This window comes from Qipengyuania flava (assembly GCF_011762005.1).
Lineage (GTDB): Bacteria > Pseudomonadota > Alphaproteobacteria > Sphingomonadales > Sphingomonadaceae > Qipengyuania > Qipengyuania flava.
This window is the reverse complement of the sequence record NZ_JAASQU010000001.1, coordinates 1,135,165-1,154,657: the sequence shown is the minus strand read 5'-3', so window position 1 is coordinate 1,154,657 and position 19,493 is coordinate 1,135,165. Positions and strand designations below refer to the sequence as shown.

The following is a 19,493-nucleotide window of genomic DNA, read 5'->3' as shown; positions in this document are numbered from 1 at the left end:
GGCGGGAATCCAGCCGACGTTGCGGACTGGCGAAAGGGTATCTGGACCCCCGCCTTCGCGAGGGTGACGGGCACAGTCGGCAGTCATTCGAGAATGCTTCCCTCGGCCACCGCATTGCCGCGCAGGAAAGTGTCGAGATCCATCTTCGGCTTGCCCGCGCGTTGCAATTCGATCGGGCGGATCGCGCCGTCACTGCACGCGATCGCGAGCCGGTCGTCTAGCACTTCACCGACATTGCCCGTTCCTTCAGCCTCTTCCGCGCGGAGCAGTTTCACGCGCTGGCCGGCCAGGTCGAACCAAGCCCCGGGGAAGGGGGACAGGCCGTGGACATGGCGCACCACTTCCTGCGCCGGGCGGTCCCAGTCGATCCGCGCCTCGGCCTTGTCGATCTTGGCGGCATAGGTCGCATCGGCATCGTCCTGCGCGATCGGCACGTGGATCTTGAGGTCACGCAAGGTGCCGACCATCAGCTGTGCGCCGAGTTCGGCCAGCTCCTCGGTCAATTCGCCCGTTGTCTTGTTCTCGATGGGGGTGCGCGCCATCGCCAGCATCGGCCCGGTGTCGAGCCCGGCCTCCATCTGCATGATCGTGACCCCGGTCACATTGTCCCCCGCCATCACCGCGCGGTGGATCGGCGCCGCACCGCGCCAGCGCGGCAGGATCGAGGCATGGACGTTGAGGCAGCCGTTGACCGGCGCATCGAGCACTGCCTGCGGTAGGATCAGCCCATATGCGGCGACCACGGCGACATCGGCATCGAGCGCGGCGAAGGCCGCTTGCTCCTCGGCCGACTTGAGCGATTTGGGATGGCGCACCTCTATCCCGAGGTCGCTGGCGCGCTGGTGGACGGGGGTCGGCGTCAGTTCCTTGCCGCGACGGCCACCCGGTCGCGGAGGCTGGGTGTAGACGCACACCACTTCATGCGCCGCATCGACCAGCGCCTGCAGCGTCGGCACCGCGAAATCGGGCGATCCCATGAAGATAATGCGCATGTCGGCCTTTCTCTGCTTCGCGCAGGCCCCTATCTGTCGCCCCATGGCATCGCAAGAGATCGAAACGCTCGCCGCGGCACTGGCGCGGCTGCCCGGACTGGGGCCACGCTCGGCGCGGCGCGCGGTGCTGTGGCTGGTCAAGCGCCGCGAAAGCGCGCTGCCCGCGCTGCTCGAAGCGCTCGCGACGGTGGGCGAGGCGCTGGTCGAATGCGACACCTGTGGCAATGTCGACACCACCAACCCATGCGGGATCTGCCGCGATCCGCGCCGCGATCTTAAATCGCTCTGCGTGGTCGAGGATGTCGCCGACCTGTGGGCGCTCGACCGTGCGAAGCTGTTCACCGGGAAGTATCACGTGCTCGGCGGCAAGCTGTCCGCGCTCGATGGCGTGCGGCCCGAAGACCTCAATATCGCGCAATTGCTGGCGCGCGTGGAGGCGGGCGGGGTGGACGAAGTGGTGCTGGCGATGAATGCCACGCTCGAAGGGCAGACCACCGCGCATTACCTCGCAGAACGGCTCGAGGAATTCCCGCTGCGCATCACCCAGCTCGCCCACGGCCTGCCGGTGGGCGGCGAACTGGACTATCTCGACGAGGGCACTCTGGCGCAAGCGCTGCGTGCGCGGCGACCTTTGGTTTGATCATGGGTAAGATACAGAGGTTCTTCCAGGCCATACTACCCGAGCGCATCGCGGCGGAGATGCAGTGCGAATCCGAATCCTATCGCGGAACCTGCAAGAATTGCGGAGGCGAATTCTCGATTTGGGGTGCTGGCGGCATTCGCTACAAGGCGTCGAATGCGAAAAAACACAGCTCGGCGCGTTGCCCCCTTTGCAAAACTGTACAGGTGGTTCGCTTCGAGCGTGTTTCACCCCGATCAGACTGATCGGCTTGCCAAGCTTGCGGTCGCCGCCAAGCGACACTAAATCGGCACTCATGGCTATCCGCGAAATCCTCGAAGTGCCGGACCCCCGGCTTAAGACCGTGTCGACGAAGGTCGAACCCGACGAGTTCAACGACGAACTGAACGAGCTCGTCTCCGACATGTTCGAAACGATGTATGCCGCGCCCGGCATCGGTCTTGCCGCGATCCAGGTCGGCGTGCCCAAGCGCGTGCTGGTGATCGATCTCCAGCCCGAGGACGAGGATGCGGAGCCCGAGCCATGCAATCATGACGGACACGAACACGTCCACTATCCGACGAAAAAGGAACCGCGGGTTTTCATCAACCCCGAAATCCTCGACCCTGCGGAAGATCTGGCCAGCTATCAGGAAGGTTGCCTTTCGGTCCCCGACGTCTTTGCCGATGTCGACCGGCCCGCGACCTGCCGTGTGCGCTACCAGGACCTCGAAGGCGAAACGCATGAAGAGGACATGGAAGGCCTGATGGCCACCTGCATCCAGCACGAGATGGACCATCTCGAAGGCATTCTCTTCATCGACCACCTCTCGCGTCTCAAGCGCAACATGGTGCTGAAGAAGCTGAAGAAGTTGCGCGAAGCGGCTTAACCCTTTGCCGTTCCCACCTTCGGCGTCATTCCCGCGAAGGCGGGGATCCAGCCAAGCTTTCGCCTTTGGGACAAGGCATTTGGGCCCTGCCTCCGCAGGGGCAACGCAAGCTGTTGATGGCGATAACAGATCTCTGGCGTTCACCCTCCGTTCTGCGTAGGGTCGGGCGATGGATCCCACACTTCTCGCCCTTCTCGCAATCGTGCTCGGCCTCGCGCTGGGCTATTTCCTCGGTCATCGTTTCGGCTCCGCGCCAGTCAAGGACTGGCAGGCTCGTCATGGCGAGAGCGAGGCGCGCGCGAAGGAACTCGATGAGAAATTCCGCCAGGCGATCGTCGATCTGGAAAATGCGAGCGTGCGCGCCGAGCGTGCGGATGCGCTGGACGGGGAATTGCGCGATGCCCGTCGCCAGCACGAGGCGGCGATGGAAGAATTGCGTCGTAGCAACGGGGCGTTGAGCGCCGAGCTTGCGACGCTCAAGGAAAAGACCGCCAATTTCGACGAGCAGAAGCGTCTGCTGATCGAGGCGCGCGAGGAGTTACTCAAGGAATTCCAGAACACCGGTTCTGCGGTCCTGACCAAGGCGCAGGAGGCCTTTCTGGAACGTGCCAACGAACGGTTGGGACATTCGGAGAAAACGTCCGAAGCCAAGATTCGCGAATTGCTGCAACCGGTTGGCGACCGGCTCAAGAAATACGAGGACCAGGTCGCCGCGCTGGAGGAAAAGCGCACCAATGCCTTCTCTTCGCTGGCAGCCCAGATCGAACAGATGCGGCTGGGCCAGGAGGAAGTCCGGCGGGAGGCGCAGCGGCTTGGCAACAGCCTTACCAACGCACCCAAGGCACGCGGTCGCTGGGGCGAGCGGGCGCTGCAGAACGTGCTCGAACAATGTGGCCTGTCCGAGCACACAGATTTCAATCTCGAACATTCGATCGACACCGACGAGGGGCGCCTGCGCCCCGATGCGGTGGTGCATGTTCCCGGACAGAAGAAGCTGGTGATTGACGCCAAGGTCTCGCTGAACGCCTATCAGGCCGCGTTCGAGGCCGATGACGAGAACGACCGCGTGCGGCATCTCGACCTGCATGCCAAATCGATGCGCGGGCATGTCCAGACGCTGGGCTCGAAGAGCTACCAGAGCCAGTTCGACGATACGCCCGATTACGTGGTGATGTTCGTCCCGGGCGAGCATTTCGTCGCTGCCGCGCTCGAGCACGACCCCGAATTGTGGGATTTCGCGTTCCGCAACAAGGTGCTGCTGGCCACGCCGACCAATCTGGTCGCCATCGCGCGTACGGTCGCGCAGGTCTGGCGGCAGGACAAGATGGCAGACGAGGCGCGCGCGATCGGTGCGATGGGGGCCGAGCTCTACGATCGCCTTCGCGCGGCGTCGGAACATCTCAAGCGTGTCGGTGGCGGGCTCGAAAGCGCGGTCAACAATTACAACAAGTTCGTCGGCAGTTTCGAGCGCAACGTCCTTTCGTCGGGGCGCCGGATGGCGGAGAAAGGGGTCGAGATCGGCAAGGCCGAGATCCCCGATGTGCCGCTGGTCGAAGCCACTCCCCGCTACAACGCCGATGACGCCGCCCAGATCGAGGATGCGAATACGTAAGGTTGCGAGGGTTTCTTAGATCGGAACCCTCTTTCCCCCAATTGCGTTGCTCATACGAACCGGCAATCCCCTTTCTTGCGTGGATCGCCAGCAGCGACGCAATTCGAGGAACGATTTCATGCAACGCGGTGATGGTGGAGGTGCGCGAGACACCTTCGATCAAGCCCAGCAGACAGGCCGGGGTTTCAGCCCCGAACACGATAATTTCGAAGGCTCGTCGGGCCTGCTGTTCGAGCAGGCGATGGCGCAGACCCGCATGGCGGTGTGCCTGAGCGACCCGCGGCAGGAAGACGACCCGATCGTCTTCTGCAACAAGGCGTTCGAGAAACTGACCGGCTATCGCCAGGACGAGGTCATCGGCCGCAACTGCCGCTTCCTGCAGGGGCCCAAGACCAATCAGGCGCAGGTCGCCAAGCTGCGCGAGGCGATCCGTACCGAAGACGTGCTGGTCGTCGAACTGCTGAATTATCGCAAGGACGGTTCGACCTTCTGGAACGCGCTCCACCTTGGGCCGATCTATGACGAGCAGGGCGAGCTGCGCTATTTTTTCGGCAGCCAGTGGGATGTCACCGACATCCATCTCGCGCGCGCCGAAGAAAAGCACGCCAAGGCGATGGCCCGCGAGGTCTCGCACCGGCTGAAGAATGTGTTCGCGGTAATTGGTGGTATCGTGAATATCACCGGCCGCGCGATGGATTCGCGGTCCGTGTCGAACAAGATCAACGAACGCGTACAGGCGCTTGGCCGCGCCTATGAACCGACTCTCGATGAAGCTGCCTTCGGCACGATCGAAGTGGGGCAGGCGATCCGTTCGGTGCTCTCACCCTACGACCCCGAGGGCGACCGCTTCATCTTCGAAGGCAATGGCGCGCGGACCGAACCCAATGCCGTTTCCGCAATGGGGCTGACACTGCATGAACTGGCGACCAATGCCTCCAAATACGGCGCATTGTCGGCCGAAGGCGGGACAATCGCCGTATCGTGGCACCACGAGGAAGACCGCCACGGGCGTCAGGCGTTGATCATCGACTGGAAGGAGACCGGCGGTCCGGCGATTACCCAAACGCCGACGTCGACCGGGACCGGTTTCGACATTGCCGAACGCTTGCTCGCCTATTCGCGCGGGACGCTCGATCGCAATTGGGAAGGGGATGGTTTGCGGGCTCGTATCTCGCTGCCGCTGAAAGCATGAAATCTGTTCTGATACTCGAAGACGAACCGTTCATCGCGATGGACCTGCAGCTGGCGTTCGAAGACGCGGGAGCCGAAGCTGCAGTTACCGTTTCATGCGACGAAGCCTTTGCCGCACTTGCCGAGCGCGCGATCGACGGTGCGGTGCTCGATGTGAACCTCGGTCATGGGGAGACCTGCGAGCCGATCGCGGTGGAACTGCGCAAACGCAGGATTCCCTTCCTGTTGCACACCGGGGATCTCGACCGGGCGGGCGAAGCACTGCGCGATTTCGAAGCCCCCATCATGGCAAAACCCAGCGGATCGGACGATGTCGTCGCGCGGCTGTTCGAATTGCGGGGAACGCACGAAACCGCCTGAACGAACTCAGCTTTCCAGCGAAGCGAGTACCTCATAGCCCAGTACCGCCGCAGCCACTGCGGCGTTGAGGCTGTCCGCACGGCCCTTCATGGGCATGGTGACGCGCAGGTCGCAGGCCATTTCATAGTCTTCGGGAAGGCCGCGGCTCTCATTGCCGACCATCACGAAACAGGGCGCGGCATAGGGCGCCTGGCGATAGGGCTGGGCCTCGCGCAGGCTGGCGGCCACCAATTGGCCGGTCCCGTCACGCAACCAGCCTTCGAACTCCCCCCATCGTGCCTGCGCGATGCGCTGGGTGAAGACCGCACCCATGCTGGCGCGCACGGCTTCGACGCTGAAGGGATCTGCGCAGTCGTCGATCAGGATCAGGCCGCCCGCACCGATTGCATCGCCGGTACGCAGCATCGTGCCCAGATTGCCCGGATCGCGCAGCGCTTGTGCAACCAGCCAGATATCGGCGCTCGCGCGCTCGATTGAGGCCAGGCCGGTGTCGAACTCGGCGAACACGCCGGCCACTGCCTGCGGGTTATCCTTGCCCGTGATCTTGGCCAATATGTCGGGGGAAGTCTCGATGATCTCGCCGCCACTGCCTTCGACTGCTTCCTCCAACGCAGCCAGCAGCGGGTGCGGGTCGCGTCGGTCGGACAGGACCAGCGTTTCGGGGACATGGCCGCATTCGCGCGCATCGGTCAGCAGCCGCAGCCCCTCCGCGAGGAAACGACCCGCAGCCTTGCGGTGCTTCTTCTCGCGCAGGGCGCGCAGACTTTTGACCGTGGGGTTGGAAAAGCCGGTGATGTGGCGGCGCTCGGGGCTCACCTCAGGGTTCCCCGAAGCCGTCCTCGACCATCGCGGCGAGATCGGCGAGCACGGCCTCGGCATTGTCGCCCGTCACGATGATATCGATCGAATCGCCCTTGGCCGCGCCCAGCATCATCAGCCCGAGAATGGATCCGCCCGCGGCTTCGTTGTCGCCCTTGGCCACGCGCACCGCGCAACCGTCGGGCAGTTCGGCTACCGCATTGACGAACTTCGCGCTGGCCCGCGCATGCAGGCCGCGCTGGTTGACCACCTCGATGGTGCGCCGGGCCTCGCTCAAGAGGCTTTCCGCGCGCTTTCGAGATCCTGTCCCAGGAACTCGCTGGCCACTGTGATGTAGTTGCGCCCCGCGGTTTGCGCGGCATTGACCGCTTCGACCACGTTCATGCTCTTGCGCGCACCGGCAAGGCGAATGAGCATCGGCAAATTGATCCCGGCGATTACCTCGACATGGCCGGTATCGAGCAGCGAAATCGCGAGATTGGAGGGGGTGCCGCCGAACAGATCGGTCAGGATGATCGCGCCCTGGCCATCGTCGACTTCGCGGATGGCATCGGCGATGTCGGCACGGCGCTGTTCCATGTCGTCATTGGGGCCGATGCAGATGGTGGCGACACCGTCCTGCTTGCCCACGACATGCTCCATCGCGTCGATGAAATGCTCGGCCAACCGGCCGTGGGTGACGAGGATCATGCCGATCATGCAGCTTCTGTTCCGTTACGATGCCCGAAGATTATGCCAGCGCGGCACTTAACCATTCCTTGCCCCCGGGTCTAGCGCCGCTCAAGCGGGTCGGCTGGTCGCGAACCAAGGTTTCGGTGGATGACCGTGGGCGAAAACCCCGCTTCGCGCAAGGCCTCGGCGGCGCGCTCGGCGCTGAAGACCGAACGGTGTCTCCCTCCGGTACAGCCGAACGCGATGTTGAGATAGCTGCGACCCTGCGCCGCATAGCGCGGCAGAGCCTCGCGCAGCAGGTCGAGGATACGGTCGAACACCGGGGCGAAACCGGGATCGGCCACGATGTGGCGACCGACTGCTTCGTCGAGGCCGGTTTGCTCGCGCAATCCTTCCACCCAATGCGGATTGTCGAGGAAGCGCATGTCGAACACCAGATCGGCCACGGGGGGCATGCCGCGAGAGAAGCCGAAGCTGGTGACGGTAATGCTCATCCGCGGCTCGGCCTCGTCCGAAAAGCGCTCGCGCACCACCTGCTGCAAGTGATTGGTCGAATAATCGGTGGTGTCGATCAGCACGTCGGCCCAGCGACGCAGCGGTTCGAGCAATTCGCGCTCGGCCTTGATCCCATCCATTGCTGTCCGCCCGCGTGCCATAGGGTGCGGTCGGCGGGTTTCGTTGTAGCGCCGTTCGAGTTCGCCGCTGCCACAATCGACGAACATGGTGGTGACCGAGACATCCTCGCGCTGTTCGAGCTTCTTGAACAGCGCGATGATCTCGGCGGGCGCGAAACCACGCGTGCGCGAATCGACGCCGATGGCAAGGCGTGAATTGTCCTCGCTCCCTCCGACGAGGCGTTTGAGCAGCCGGATGGGGAAATTGTCGATGGTTTCCCAGCCGAGATCCTCGAGCACCTGGAGCGCGGTGGATTTCCCCCCGCCGGATACGCCGGTGACCAGCAGAATTTCTTGTCCGGGTTGCGAATCGTCGACCATGGCCGCGTGCCTATGCCTTTTCGCACGCTTTGGGGAGGGGGAGCCCGTGCCGTTGGAGCGCTGCTTCCGCGCGCAGCGCCTGCACCGCATCGCCGGGGACGAAGGGAAGCGTGGGAACAGCAATCCCCGCCAGTGTGCGTTCGGCAATTTCGAGCGGGAAACGCGCCGCGGCGGGGTCGAGGGTAAGGATCAGGGCAACCGGACCATGCGTCGTCGGCATTTCCACGATGCCGACATTACGAATTTCGACCAGCCCGGCGGTGGTGGGTGGCGGAAGTGCGTGAACAGCTTCCCCGCGGCGGTCGAGCGTCACGGCATCGTCGCCCACCAGCGTTGCGCCGCGATCGATGAGCGCCAGAGCGAGCGACGACTTGCCCGCACCCGGCGGCCCCTCGATCAGCAGCACGCGCCCGCCGATGGCCACGCCGGTGACATTGGCAAGCACGGTCTCGCTCATCGCCGCGCGGGCAAGCCGAGCTGGAGACAGGCACCCGTCGCGCCATCGGGCCGCGAAATGGCGACCAGCGTCCCGTCATGCGCTTCGGCGATCGTCCGTGCGATGGCGAGGCCAAGCCCCGAATGGTTGCCGAAATCCTCTTCGGCAGGCCGATCCGAATGGAACCGCTGGAAAACCTTTTCGCGCTTCTCTTCCGGGATGCCGGGGCCCTCATCGCAGATGGTCAGCGTAACCCAGTCGTCGCCGCGCGCGATTTCGGCCCGGATGCGGCCTGTGGGCGGCGAGAAGGACACCGCATTGTCGAGCAGGTTCTGGATCACGCGTTCCAGCCTGACGGGGACCCCCATGACCCGGGCGGGCTTGCCGGCCCCGGTGATCTCGAGCTGCCGACCGTCGTTCTCGTCGCGAGCCGCGCGGCTCTCGGCAATCGTGCACAGCAATTGCGCGAGGTCGACTTTCTCGAACTCGGTGCGCGACATTTCCGCATCGATGCGGCTGGCGTCCGAGATCTCGGTCACCAGCCGATCGATCCGCCGCACGTCGTGCGTCGCGATCTCGAGCAATTGCGCGCGCAGGGCCGGATCTTCGACTTTGCCGAGCGACTCGGTCGCGCTGCGTAGGCTCGCGAGCGGGTTCTTGATCTCATGCGCCACATCGGCGGCGAAATGCTCGACCGCGTCGATCCGCTGGCGCAGCGCCGCGGTCATGTCGGAAATCGAGCGCGCGAGCATGCCGATCTCGTCGCGCCGCTGCGGCAATCGCGGCACTTCGACCTGCCGGTCGCGACCCTGCCGCACGCGCACCGCGGCGTGCACCAGTTCGCGCAGTGGGCGCACGATGGTCTGCGCGAGGAACAGCGACAGCAGCGTCGAAATCGCCAGTGCGAGCAGCACGATCAGCGCCACGGTGGATCGCGCTGCGCGCACGCTTTCGGTGATGTCGACCGGGTTGCGGGTCAGCAGCAGCGTGTCGCCATCCAGCCCGACCGGGGCTGCGGCATTGATGACATGCGTGCCGTCGGGCGCGTCGCGCAGCACGATCTGCGTCAGGCTGTCTTCGCGCGCTCGGGTCAGTTCGGTCCAGTCGCTCGCATCGTCGGTTTCGGGCTCGACATAGTCGGGCAGGGCAGGGGCGCCGACCACGCGGTCGAACCAGCGATCGAGTTTCAGCGCGAAAGCGTCCTGATCGATATCCTGCGCCTGCGGCAGGGTGAAGCTGGGCGGGGCGAGCTTGAAGCTGTCGGCTTCGAGCTTGCCGTCGGGGCCATAGACGCGCAGCCGCAGGCGCTGCTCCTTGCCGATCTGGATCAGCAGCGCTTCCTGCCGTTGCGGCGTCGCGCCGGCGAGCGCCTCGGCGGTGATCTGCGCTTCGACGAGCGCCAGCTTGAACCGTTCGTCGAGCAATTGCTTGCGATAGGCATCGACATAGATGACGCCGCCGCCCAGCAATACCAGCGGCAGCACGTTGACGAACAGGATGCGACTGGTGAGCGAGAGCCGGCGCGACCAGCGCAGCTTCTCGAGCCGCGGGTCGCCTTTGAGGACGCTGCCGGTCTCGGACATGACGCGGCCCCGCCTCAGCCTTCGTTGAAGCTGTAGCCTGCGCCGTAGAGTGTCTCGATCGCCGAGAACCCCTGGTCGACACTGCGGAATTTCCGGCGCATGCGCTTGATGTGGCTGTCGACCGTGCGATCGTCGACGAACACATCATCGGGGTAGGCCGCGTCCATCAGCTGGTTGCGGCTCTTGATCACGCCCGGGCGCGCCGCCAGCGCCTCGAGCAGCAGGAATTCGGTGACGGTCAGCGAGACCGGCTCGCCTTCCCACGTCACGTGGTGACGCGCGGGGTCCATGAACAGGCGGCCGCGTTCGAGCACTTCGCCCGGCTTGTCGTCGAATTGCTCGGACAACAGCAAGGGATGGTCGCCCCCGCTGCGCCGCAGGATCGCGCGGATACGGGCGAGCAGCAGGCGCAGGCTGAAGGGCTTGGCGATATAGTCGTCAGCGCCCATTTCGAGGCCCGCCTGCTCGTCGGTCTCGTCGTCCTTGCTGGTCAGAAAGATCACCGGCAGTGCCGATTTCTCGCGCAGCCGCCGCAGCAATTCCATCCCGTCCATCTTGGGCATCTTGATATCGAAGATGGCCAGATCGGGCGGGTTCGACAGCAGCGCGCCCAGCGCGGCTTCGCCATCCGAATAAACGCGCGTGTCGAAGCCCTCGGCCTGCAGCGCGATCGAAACGGTGGTGAGGATGTTGCGATCGTCGTCGACCAGCGCAATGACCGTGCGGCTGTGCCCGCCCTGCGATGTCGCTTCTGCGCCGGTGCTTTCCATTCCCCGCTGACTAGCCGCATTGGCGGGGCAAGACAACGCGCCGCGATTTCTTGCCTCAGGGTACTATTCGTCGCGTGCGTTTGACGCCGGGGCCCGCCCGGACTATTGGCAGGACAAGCGCTCACGCATTCGTATGCGCGGGCGATTCCCGGACGAACCCGCATCACGCGCTGGAGAATTCAGTGACCTTTCCGCTTTCCCACTCGCTCGCCGCGCAGGGCATCGAGACTTCCGCCACCATCCACCCCAACTTCACGTCGGAAGAACTGACCGCGGCCGCGCTGGCCAATGGCGAGGGGCGCCGCGCCAAGGACGGGCCGCTGGTGGTCGAGACGGGCAAGCACACGGGCCGCAGCGCGAAGGACAAGTTCATCGTCCGCGACGCCGAGACCGAAGACACCGTGTGGTGGGACAACAATGCTTCGATGACTCCGGCGAATTTCGCCGCGCTCAAGGAAGATTTCCTCGCCGCGGTTGCCGACAAATCCGACCTCTACGTCGCCGATTTGTTCGGCGGTTCGCAGCCCGAGCACCGCGTCAACGTCCGCGTGATCAACGAGCTGGCGTGGCACAACCAGTTCATCCGTACGCTGCTGGTGCGCCCGACCGAGGCCGAACTCGACGGCTTCGTCCCCGAATACACCATCATCGACCTGCCCAGCTTCCGCGCCGATCCCGAGCGCCACGGCACGCGCAGCGAAACCGTGATCGCGGTCAACCTCGCGGAAAAGCTGATCCTGATCGGCGGCACCAAATATGCCGGCGAGATGAAGAAGAGCGTGTTCGGCATTCTCAACTACCTGCTGCCCGCCAAGGGCGTAATGCCGATGCATTGCTCGGCCAATATCGGCCCCGATGGCAAGACCGCGGTGTTCTTCGGCCTGTCGGGCACCGGCAAGACCACGCTATCGGCCGATGCCAGCCGCACGCTGATCGGCGATGACGAGCATGGCTGGTCCGATACGGCGGTCTTCAACTTCGAAGGCGGCTGCTACGCCAAGATGATCCGCCTCAATCCCGAGGCCGAGCCGGAAATCTACGCTACCACCAAGATGGAAGGCACCGTGCTCGAAAACGTCGTGATGAACGATGCGGGCGAAATCGACCTCGACGACAACAGCCTCGCGGAAAACACCCGCGGCGCCTATCCTCTGTCGTCGATCCCCAACACCTCAAAAGAGAACATGGGGCCGCCGCCGTCGAACGTGATCATGCTGACCGCCGATGCCTTCGGCGTGCTGCCCCCGATCGCGCGGCTGACCCCCGATCAGGCGATGTATCACTTCCTGTCGGGCTATACCGCCAAGGTGGCGGGCACCGAGATCGGTGTCACCGAACCCGAGGCGACTTTCAGCACCTGCTTCGGTGCGCCCTTCATGCCGCGTCATCCCAGCGTCTACGGTAACCTGTTGAAAGAGCGGATCGCCAAGGGCGAAGTGCATTGCTGGCTGGTCAATACCGGCTGGACCGGCGGCAAGTACGGCGTTGGCAATCGCATGCCGATCAAGGCGACCCGTGCGCTGCTCAATGCCGCGCTCGATGGCTCGCTCAACGGCGCCGAATTCCGCAAGGATCCGAACTTCGGCTTCGAAGTCCCGGTCAGCGTCCCCGGCGTCGATGCGGGCATTCTCGATCCGCGGTCGACCTGGGCCGACAAGGACGAATACGATCGCACCGCGAGCAAGCTGGTGCAGCTCTTCGTAGACAATTTCGAACCCTTCGCAGCGCATGTCGACCAAGGCGTGCGCGACGCGGCACCGAACCGGTCGGTCGCCGCCTGACCCGATCCGCCCCTCACCGGGCGCACCAGTTGGAGAGGAGACCCCCGGCCGCGGCAACGCGGACCGGGGGCTTTATTGTCGGGGCCCCTGCTGCCATCGTGCGACCAGCCTTTCTTCAGGAGATTCGCGCAATGGGCCTTTTCGACAGCATCCTCAGCCAGGTCGGCGACAACCCGACCGTGACCAATATGGCCGAAAAATTCGGCATCGATCCCGAACTGGCGGCAAAGGCCGTTGCCGCGCTTGGCGAAGCGCATCAGGATCCGGGTGACACGATCGACGTGGCATCGTCCAAGACGGGGATCGATGCGCAGATGCTCGAACAGATCCGCGACGCGATCGGTGGCGAAGGCTCGCTGGGCAAGTTCGCCAGCATGCTCGACCGTGACGGCGATGGGAGTCCGCTCGACGATATTGCCGGCATGGCCAGCGGGTTGTTCGGCAAGAAGTAACCCGCGTCAGACGGCGCTGGCGGGCGCGGGCAGGCGGTCGACATAGTCCCAGATACGGCTGACGACGACCGATCCTTCACCAACCGCGCTCGCCACGCGCTTGACCGAACCCGACCGCACGTCGCCGACGGCGAAAATGCCGTGGGTGCCGGTTTCATACGGCGTCTCGCGCCCCACTTCGGCGCCGGTCCTGACGAACCCCTTTGCATCGGTCCCGACCAGCCCCGAGAGCCATTGGGTGTTAGGTGCCGCCCCGATCATCACGAACAAGGCGCGCGTCGCCATGTCGCGTGTGCCCTCGGGCCCGTCGAAGGTCACGCCCTCGAGGTGGCCCTCGCCCTTCAGCGCGGTAACCTGCGTGTCGTAATGGATAGTGATCCCCGGATCGGCTTCCAGCCGACGGGTGAGATAATTCGACATCGAGGCAGCAAGGCTGTCGCCGCGCACCACCACATGGACATGCTTGGCGGTGCGGCTGAGATACATCGCCGCCTGGCCCGCCGAATTACCGCCACCGATCACCACCGCCTCGGTGTTGCGGCAGAACCGCGCTTCCATGTCGGTGGCCGCATAGAACACGCCCGCACCTTCGAGCTTTTCCAGCCGGTCGATCGGCAGGCGGCGATACTGCACGCCGGTCGCCACCAGCACGGATTTGGCGCAGACCTCGTCGCCATCGTCGAGCTGCGCGCAGAAGGTTCCGTCCTCACGCCGGACGAGCCCCTGGACCGTGCGCGGCATGGCGAAGCGCGTACCGAATTTCATCGCCTGGATCTGTCCGCGATAGACGAGGTCGGCGCCGCTGATCCCGGTGGGAAAACCCATGTAGTTCTCGATCCGGCTGCTGGTGCCGGCCTGCCCGCCGATCGCGGTGTCCTCGATCGCCAGCGCGCACAGCCCTTCGCTGCCGGCATAGACCGCTGCGGCGACCCCTGCCGGGCCGCCACCGACGATGAGGACATCGTACAGCGTCTCACGGCACACATCTAGATCGAGATGGAGGTATTGCGCTACCTTGCGGGGTGTCGGATCGTCGAGCACGCGGTCCTTGCCGAGGATCACGCCGGGCCGGTTCTCGGCCAGCGTACATGCGGCGATCGACGCGCTGTCGCTGCCATCGAGATCGAGGCTCTGGAACGGAATGCGGTTGCGGCTGAGGAACTGTTCGACCTTCTGCACGGCGGCATCCTGGTCGGCCCCGATCAGCTTGACCGCGCTGTTGTTGAGTTCGAACTGCCGCCGTCGCCTCGCGGAGAAAACGCGGATCACGTGGTCGGACAGTTCAGGCACGCGCGCCATCAGTTCGAGCATGGCGAGCCGCGGCACTTCCAGCGTTCGCGTGCGTTTCGCCGCGCGCATCGGGAGGATATTCGCCCCGGCGTTGAGGAAGCCGATTTCCCCCATGAACTGCGTCGGGCCGAGCGAGCTTTCCATCAGCCGTTCGCGCGACCACGGATCGACAACCTCGATCTCTCCTTCGAGGACATAGACGAAGCGGTCCATCGGATCGCCCGCCTCGACCACCACCTCGCCTGCGGCATAGCTGCATTCGCTCCCGATGCGGTGCAACGCGGCCACGTGGCTTTCGGCCAAGGGGACGCGCGGCATGGTTTCGAGATTTTCGCCCAGTGCTTCCACGGCTCGGTTCGCTACTCCCAGTCGCCAGCGGCTTCCATATTTGCTATCGCGTCCGCAGCGTCAGAGGCCGCCGCCGCGGCCTCGCTTGCGGCGCCGGACCCCGATGCTCTCCCTGCGATTTCCGCCTGGACCTGCTCTGAATAGCAGAACTCATCGATCGTCGCCTCGCCGTCCTCGGTCATCTGCTTGCATCTAAAGGCCGCCATGTCCTCAGGTATCAGGCGCAGCGGTTCGCGCGAGGTATCCCCTTCGGCAATCACATCTCGCATGTTGGCGATCTGCCTTGCCAACCACAAACGGTCATGGGCTTTGCGATAGGCATTCCAGCCAGCCTCTTTCTTATCCGGGACCTCGACATCGAGGACGGCCAGCGGAATGGTCTCCAGCGTCAGGAGTGCCTCGTCGAACGACCGAGTTTCGCGGTATGCATTGGCGAGCCGGTAGCGCAGTTCAAGTGTATCGAGGTCTGCGCTATCGACCTCGACCAGCGCCGCCCGCGCGATAAAGGCTTCGAGATAACGCTGGCGCAAGGCCGGATCGTGATCGGTCTGCCAGGTTGCGCGCATGAGCAGCCAGGGCCCCGGCAGCTCGACGGCAAGCCGATCCTCAATCCACTGCGCTCGGAAATAGTCGGTTTCATCGTGCAACGCGCGGTAATCGTCGCTTGCGATCAGCGTCTTGAGCTGCGCGACCTCCTGCGGCGTGAACTCGCGGTACATAACCAGCTTGTTACCGGGACATTCGGGAAGCGGGCCGGGGAAGACCCAGCTGCCATAGGGTTTTCCATCGGGCCGCGATCCCCAGATCGAATAGCTGGCGGTCGCGGTGTGCTCGAATTGCTCCCCGCCAACCACGCAGGTCATCTCGACCTGATAGGGCGAACTGGCCGTGACCTCGCTACCAGTTGCGAGAGCGACTGCTGCGAACAATGCGGCGAGGGGCTGTGCGGGGCCGCGGAAGATCATGCGCCTGCCCTTTCGATATAACGACCGACGTTCTTTTCGAGCACGTCCATCGGGACATTGCCGCCCAGCACGACCGCATCGTTGAACGCCTTGAAGTCGTAAGCCTCGCCCAATTCGGACTGCGCCCTTGCGCGCTGGTCAACGATGCGGCTGTGGCCGAGCTTGTAGCCGGTCGCCTGGCCCGGCCAGCTGCAATAGCGATCGACCTCGCTCTCGACCTCGGCAGGCTTGCTGCCATTGCGCGTGACGAAGAAATCGACCGCCTTCGCGCGGCTCCAGCCCTTGGCGTGAAGACCCGTGTCGACCACCATGCGGCAGGCGCGGAAGGCAAGGCTCTGCAGGTAACCCAGCTTGCCGACTTCGAAATCCTCATAGGCGCCCAGTTCGTCGGCGATCTGTTCGCCATAGAGCGCCCAGCCTTCGCTGAAGGGATTGAACGCGAGGATCGAGCGGATCAGCGGCAGGCGGTTCGAATATTCGCCCTCCCATACGTGGCCCGGGATCGTCTCGTGATAGGTGAGATCGGCGAGGTCGTATTTGCGGTGCAGATCGGTGGTGCGCAGATTGATCCAGAACCGGCCGGGAATGCTGCCGTCCTTGCTGCCCGCGCCGCCATAGGCGCCCGGCGCGCCGACTTCCTCGGCAGGCGGGATACGGCGTACCTCCATCTTGGGATCGACCAGCGTGTTGAAGGCGCGCGGCATCTGCGCCTTGATCCACTCGACCCGCTCCGCGATGAAATCCATGATCTCGGCGCGGCCCGGATCGCCCTCGGCGAATTTGTAGCGCGGGTCCTGCGACAGCGCCTGCATGCGCTCGCCCACCGACCCGCTGGTGTAGCCGATACCGCGCAGGATCGGGTCCATGCGCGCATGCAGCGCATCGAGCTCCTCGAGCCCCTGCCGGTGGACTTCGTCGGGTGACAACATGGTCGTGGTGCTCGAACGCAAGGCCCAGCCGTAGAACTCGTCGCCGCGCGGACGTGCCGATATCCCCGGAGCGTTGCTGGCCACCGCGCGTTCGGCGCGCAATTCCTCGAGCTGCCGCGTCAGCGCCTCGGCAATCGGACCCGCTTCGAGGATCGCCGCGCGATTGGCATGGCTCTCGGGCATGCCCATCGCCTGCAGTTTGCCGCGCAGATCGGCGGCGAACAGTTCGCCCTTGCCCGCGCTTGCGATTGTCTGCTCCATCTGCCCGATCGCCTTGTCGAGCAGGAAGGCAGGCGGCACCACGCCCATGCCGCGGGCTTGGCGGATCCGCGCCAGTTCGCCATCGAAGGTGGCGGGCATCGCCTCCATCCGCTCGATATAGGCGTCGGCATCGTCACCGTTCTCGACCTTGTGGTTCGATTGCATGAACCGCGGCAGCGCGAGATATTCGCCGACGTTCTGGATCACGACATAGGGCGCGGTGCGCCAATTGCCGACGGGCGTGTCGCCATAGGGCAGGGCAAAGCCGTCGAGCGCGAGGTCGTAGGCGCTTTCGACCACGTCGAGGCTGGTCAGCGTCTCGCTGTCGAGCCCCTCGCGCGGGAAAGCGCGCACGCGCTCCAGATCCTGCCGCAGCGTCGCCGCATATGCGTCCTGCCCTGCTGGAGACTGGTCCTCCAGCCGGGCGCGCAGATAGGCATGACGGCCGGTGTCGACGCCCAGCGCCGTGGCGCGTTCGGGTTCGTGTTCGAGCAGATTGTATCCGACCACTTCGAGCAGGCGCTGTGCGCCGATCGCACGCGCTTGCGATATGGCTTCGGGGCGCGCGCTTGCGGCGCATCCGGAGAGCGCGAGCGCGGACGTGGCGCCGAGCCCGGCAAGGGCCTGGCGACGGGTGAGGGCGATGCTGGTCTGGGTCATGGGCGCGGGTGTGCGATGCGTGCGCAAGTCTGTCAAATCCCTCGCGGATCTGGCGGTGTCGTCGTTATCGGCCGGCGCGGATGATTTGCACGCGCCGCGGCACCCGCTAAAGGGAGGGCGATGCTCGACACCGTGCTTTCGATCACCGTCCTCGCCGCGATCCTGCTGGTCGTCGGCGCGTTCCTGATGTGGCGCCGCACCGGCAATGTAAAGAACGCGTTGCTGATGGTGCTGCTGGCCGTGGTCGCTCTGGTCAATGTGGCAATCTGGGTGGTCCCCGACGCGGGCGGAGAGGCCCCGCTCGAACGACTCGAGCAGGGCGTCCGCTGAACCCGACTATTCGGGCAGCTGCCACAGCACCGCGCCGTCGTAGCTGCCGGCCACGGCCTCGCCATTCCCGCCACGCGCAGGTTCGAACCGCGCGCGCTGCGATACGAGCTTGCAGGTCGCCGCGTCGAGCGGCGCATGGCCCGTCGATCCGGTAACCACGCAGTCGGTTACGCGCCCGGTAGCGGCGATGTCGAGACGGAACCGCGCCAGCCCGGTCATCTCGCGGCGGATCCAGCTGGGGCGGTAATCGCCGGTCGACAGCCACGCGCCGGGATCGTTGCGCGGCTTGGCGCCAACCGGATCGAAGCTGGGGCGCGGGTCGGGTCGCGGGAGCTCGAGGCCGGTTCCGGGCACGGTCGGCACGGTCGGCACGATGATGGGCGTCGTCTCGATATAGGTATCGGGCACGGTGAAGTCGCGTGGCGGCTTGGGCGCGTGGATGACGGTGGTGTCCTTGGGCGCCGGCTGCGGGTCGATCGCCTCGGGCGGGGTGGGCGGCGGCGGCTCGATCGGGATGTTCGTCGCTTCCGTCGACGTGATGATTGCGGGAATTGTCCCGGTAACCGTCAGCCCGGCAACGAGAATCGCGCCGATCGCGGCATGGACCCCGATCACCGCGACCATCCCGGCAGGCGATGGACGCGTGCTCTGGTCGATATAGGACATGGCTGTAACTCCTCTTCCAAATCCGGGGGCTTTGCGCCCCTCAGGCTGAAGATGTTACAACGTTACCCTATCTTTCCATAGACATTTCGCGTTTCTTTTCGAAACCTTAGCTGGTTGCCGTACGGGTTTCGAACCGGAGGTCCGGTCCCGCACGGCGCACCGCAATCAGGTGATCGGACAGCTCGGGTCGAGGCGGAAGTCGAGGTAATTGTCGACCGACTTCATCAGCTCTTCCTGCTCGTTTTCGAAGAAGTGGTTCGCACGCGGAATTTCTTCGTGATGCACTGTGATGTGCTTCTGCGTGCGCAGTTTCTCGACCAGCTTGGTGACCGCCTGCGGCTGCACGACCGTATCCTGCGCGCCGTGGATGAAGATGCCGCTCGCAGGGCAGGGGGCGAGGAAGGAGAAATCGTACATGCTGGCGGGTGCGCCGATCGACAGCCAGCCGCGGATCTCGGGACGGCGCATCAGCAGCTGCATGCCGATCAGCGCGCCGAAGCTGACGCCGGCGACCCAAGTCACCTGTGCTTCGGGATGGACCTGCTGCACCCAGTCGAGCGCGCTGGCCGCGTCGGACAATTCGCCCACGCCATTGTCGAAGCTGCCCTGGCTGCGCCCGACGCCGCGGAAATTGAAGCGCAGCGTGGCAAAGCCGCGATTGACGAAGGTCTTGTAGAGCCGCTGCGTGATCTGTTCGTTCATCGTGCCGCCGCCCTGCGGGTGCGGGTGGAGGATCATCGCCACCGGTGCGCGCGGGCGCGGGGCGGGGGAGAAACGGCCTTCGAGGCGGCCTTCGGGGCCGGGAAAGATCACGGTCGGCATGGGAGGTGTACCCTGGTCGAAAATTGGAGCGCTTGCGCCGGACGGGGCTTT

The 19,493-nt window shown here is 64.7% G+C and carries 21 protein-coding genes; 8 read left to right on the top strand and 13 right to left on the bottom strand.

Annotation, left to right across the window (positions count from 1 at the left end; all coding sequences use genetic code 11):
* Positions 1–83 precede the first annotated feature (83 nt).
* Complete coding sequence (fmt, locus tag FHS69_RS05715) at positions 84–992, bottom strand: methionyl-tRNA formyltransferase (RefSeq protein ID WP_166776860.1); 909 nt, start codon at positions 990–992, stop codon at positions 84–86.
* Between the two features lie 43 nt (positions 993–1,035).
* Here fmt and recR point away from each other — a divergent pair, with 43 nt between their 5' ends.
* The 5 genes from recR to FHS69_RS05690 all read left to right on the top strand — a co-directional run bounded on the left by recR (position 1,036) and on the right by FHS69_RS05690 (position 5,663).
* Positions 1,036–1,632, top strand: coding sequence for a recombination mediator RecR (gene recR / locus FHS69_RS05710; protein ID WP_166776859.1), 597 nt, complete (start codon positions 1,036–1,038; stop codon positions 1,630–1,632).
* Between the two features lie 295 nt (positions 1,633–1,927).
* The gene (def, locus tag FHS69_RS05705; RefSeq protein WP_067499761.1) at positions 1,928–2,500 is read left to right on the top strand and encodes a peptide deformylase; all 573 of its coding nucleotides are present in this window, start codon (positions 1,928–1,930) and stop codon (positions 2,498–2,500) included.
* 169 nt (positions 2,501–2,669) lie between these two features.
* Complete coding sequence (locus tag FHS69_RS05700; RefSeq protein ID WP_166776858.1) at positions 2,670–4,112, top strand: DNA recombination protein RmuC; 1,443 nt, start codon at positions 2,670–2,672, stop codon at positions 4,110–4,112.
* Between the two features lie 118 nt (positions 4,113–4,230).
* Entirely contained in the window at positions 4,231–5,304 is a 1,074-nt protein-coding gene (locus FHS69_RS05695; RefSeq protein WP_166776857.1) for a PAS domain-containing protein, read from the top strand.
* A complete protein-coding gene (locus FHS69_RS05690) occupies positions 5,301–5,663 on the top strand; it encodes a response regulator (protein WP_166776856.1) in 363 nt (120 codons plus the stop codon). Before FHS69_RS05695 ends, FHS69_RS05690 begins: the two co-directional genes overlap by 4 nt.
* A 6-nt stretch (positions 5,664–5,669) precedes the next feature.
* Here FHS69_RS05690 and FHS69_RS05685 read toward each other — a convergent pair whose 3' ends face one another.
* The 7 genes from FHS69_RS05685 to FHS69_RS05655 all read right to left on the bottom strand — a co-directional run bounded on the left by FHS69_RS05685 (position 5,670) and on the right by FHS69_RS05655 (position 10,938).
* Complete coding sequence (locus tag FHS69_RS05685) at positions 5,670–6,479, bottom strand: TrmH family RNA methyltransferase (protein ID WP_341801724.1); 810 nt, start codon at positions 6,477–6,479, stop codon at positions 5,670–5,672.
* 1 nt (position 6,480) lies between these two features.
* Positions 6,481–6,759 (bottom strand): HPr family phosphocarrier protein, encoded by a 279-nt coding sequence (locus FHS69_RS05680; RefSeq protein ID WP_067469182.1) that lies wholly within the window; start codon positions 6,757–6,759, stop codon positions 6,481–6,483.
* Positions 6,756–7,181 (bottom strand): PTS sugar transporter subunit IIA, encoded by a 426-nt coding sequence (locus FHS69_RS05675; protein WP_067469185.1) that lies wholly within the window; start codon positions 7,179–7,181, stop codon positions 6,756–6,758. Before FHS69_RS05675 ends, FHS69_RS05680 begins: the two co-directional genes overlap by 4 nt.
* A 71-nt stretch (positions 7,182–7,252) precedes the next feature.
* Positions 7,253–8,149: an RNase adapter RapZ gene (gene rapZ, locus FHS69_RS05670; protein WP_166776854.1), complete on the bottom strand. Its 897-nt coding sequence runs from the start codon at positions 8,147–8,149 to the stop codon at positions 7,253–7,255.
* A 10-nt stretch (positions 8,150–8,159) separates the two neighbouring features.
* On the bottom strand, positions 8,160–8,606 hold the full coding sequence (locus tag FHS69_RS05665) for an HPr kinase/phosphorylase (protein WP_166776853.1): 447 nt from the start codon (positions 8,604–8,606) through the stop codon (positions 8,160–8,162).
* A complete protein-coding gene (locus tag FHS69_RS05660; protein WP_166776852.1) occupies positions 8,603–10,168 on the bottom strand; it encodes a sensor histidine kinase in 1,566 nt (521 codons plus the stop codon). The genes FHS69_RS05665 and FHS69_RS05660 overlap by 4 nt, the downstream gene beginning before the upstream one ends.
* Before the next feature lie 14 nt (positions 10,169–10,182).
* Positions 10,183–10,938 (bottom strand): response regulator transcription factor, encoded by a 756-nt coding sequence (locus FHS69_RS05655; RefSeq protein ID WP_067501816.1) that lies wholly within the window; start codon positions 10,936–10,938, stop codon positions 10,183–10,185.
* A gap of 182 nt (positions 10,939–11,120) precedes the next feature.
* On the opposite strand from FHS69_RS05655, the gene FHS69_RS05650 reads away from it, so the two are divergent.
* Positions 11,121–12,719, top strand: coding sequence for a phosphoenolpyruvate carboxykinase (locus FHS69_RS05650; protein WP_166776851.1), 1,599 nt, complete (start codon positions 11,121–11,123; stop codon positions 12,717–12,719).
* Between the two features lie 131 nt (positions 12,720–12,850).
* Positions 12,851–13,171 (top strand): hypothetical protein, encoded by a 321-nt coding sequence (locus FHS69_RS05645; protein ID WP_166776850.1) that lies wholly within the window; start codon positions 12,851–12,853, stop codon positions 13,169–13,171.
* Positions 13,172–13,177: 6 nt separating this feature from the next.
* Here FHS69_RS05645 and FHS69_RS05640 read toward each other — a convergent pair whose 3' ends face one another.
* Genes FHS69_RS05640 through FHS69_RS05630 form a run of 3 tightly spaced genes read right to left on the bottom strand, consistent with a single transcriptional unit; the run spans position 13,178 to position 17,624 of the window.
* Positions 13,178–14,809: an FAD-dependent oxidoreductase gene (locus FHS69_RS05640; RefSeq protein WP_166776849.1), complete on the bottom strand. Its 1,632-nt coding sequence runs from the start codon at positions 14,807–14,809 to the stop codon at positions 13,178–13,180.
* Between the two features lie 11 nt (positions 14,810–14,820).
* Positions 14,821–15,774, bottom strand: coding sequence for a hypothetical protein (locus tag FHS69_RS05635; protein ID WP_166776848.1), 954 nt, complete (start codon positions 15,772–15,774; stop codon positions 14,821–14,823).
* The gene (locus tag FHS69_RS05630; protein ID WP_166776847.1) at positions 15,771–17,624 is read right to left on the bottom strand and encodes a DUF885 domain-containing protein; all 1,854 of its coding nucleotides are present in this window, start codon (positions 17,622–17,624) and stop codon (positions 15,771–15,773) included. Before FHS69_RS05630 ends, FHS69_RS05635 begins: the two co-directional genes overlap by 4 nt.
* A 120-nt stretch (positions 17,625–17,744) precedes the next feature.
* On the opposite strand from FHS69_RS05630, the gene FHS69_RS05625 reads away from it, so the two are divergent.
* Positions 17,745–17,954, top strand: a complete 210-nt coding sequence (locus FHS69_RS05625; protein WP_067469215.1) for a hypothetical protein — start codon at positions 17,745–17,747, stop codon at positions 17,952–17,954.
* 6 nt (positions 17,955–17,960) lie between these two features.
* Here the strand turns inward: FHS69_RS05625 and FHS69_RS05620 are convergent, their stop codons facing one another.
* The gene (locus FHS69_RS05620) at positions 17,961–18,620 is read right to left on the bottom strand and encodes an energy transducer TonB (protein ID WP_166776846.1); all 660 of its coding nucleotides are present in this window, start codon (positions 18,618–18,620) and stop codon (positions 17,961–17,963) included.
* A gap of 165 nt (positions 18,621–18,785) precedes the next feature.
* Positions 18,786–19,442, bottom strand: a complete 657-nt coding sequence (locus FHS69_RS05615) for an alpha/beta hydrolase (protein ID WP_067469221.1) — start codon at positions 19,440–19,442, stop codon at positions 18,786–18,788.
* Between the last annotated feature and the right edge of the window lie 51 nt (positions 19,443–19,493).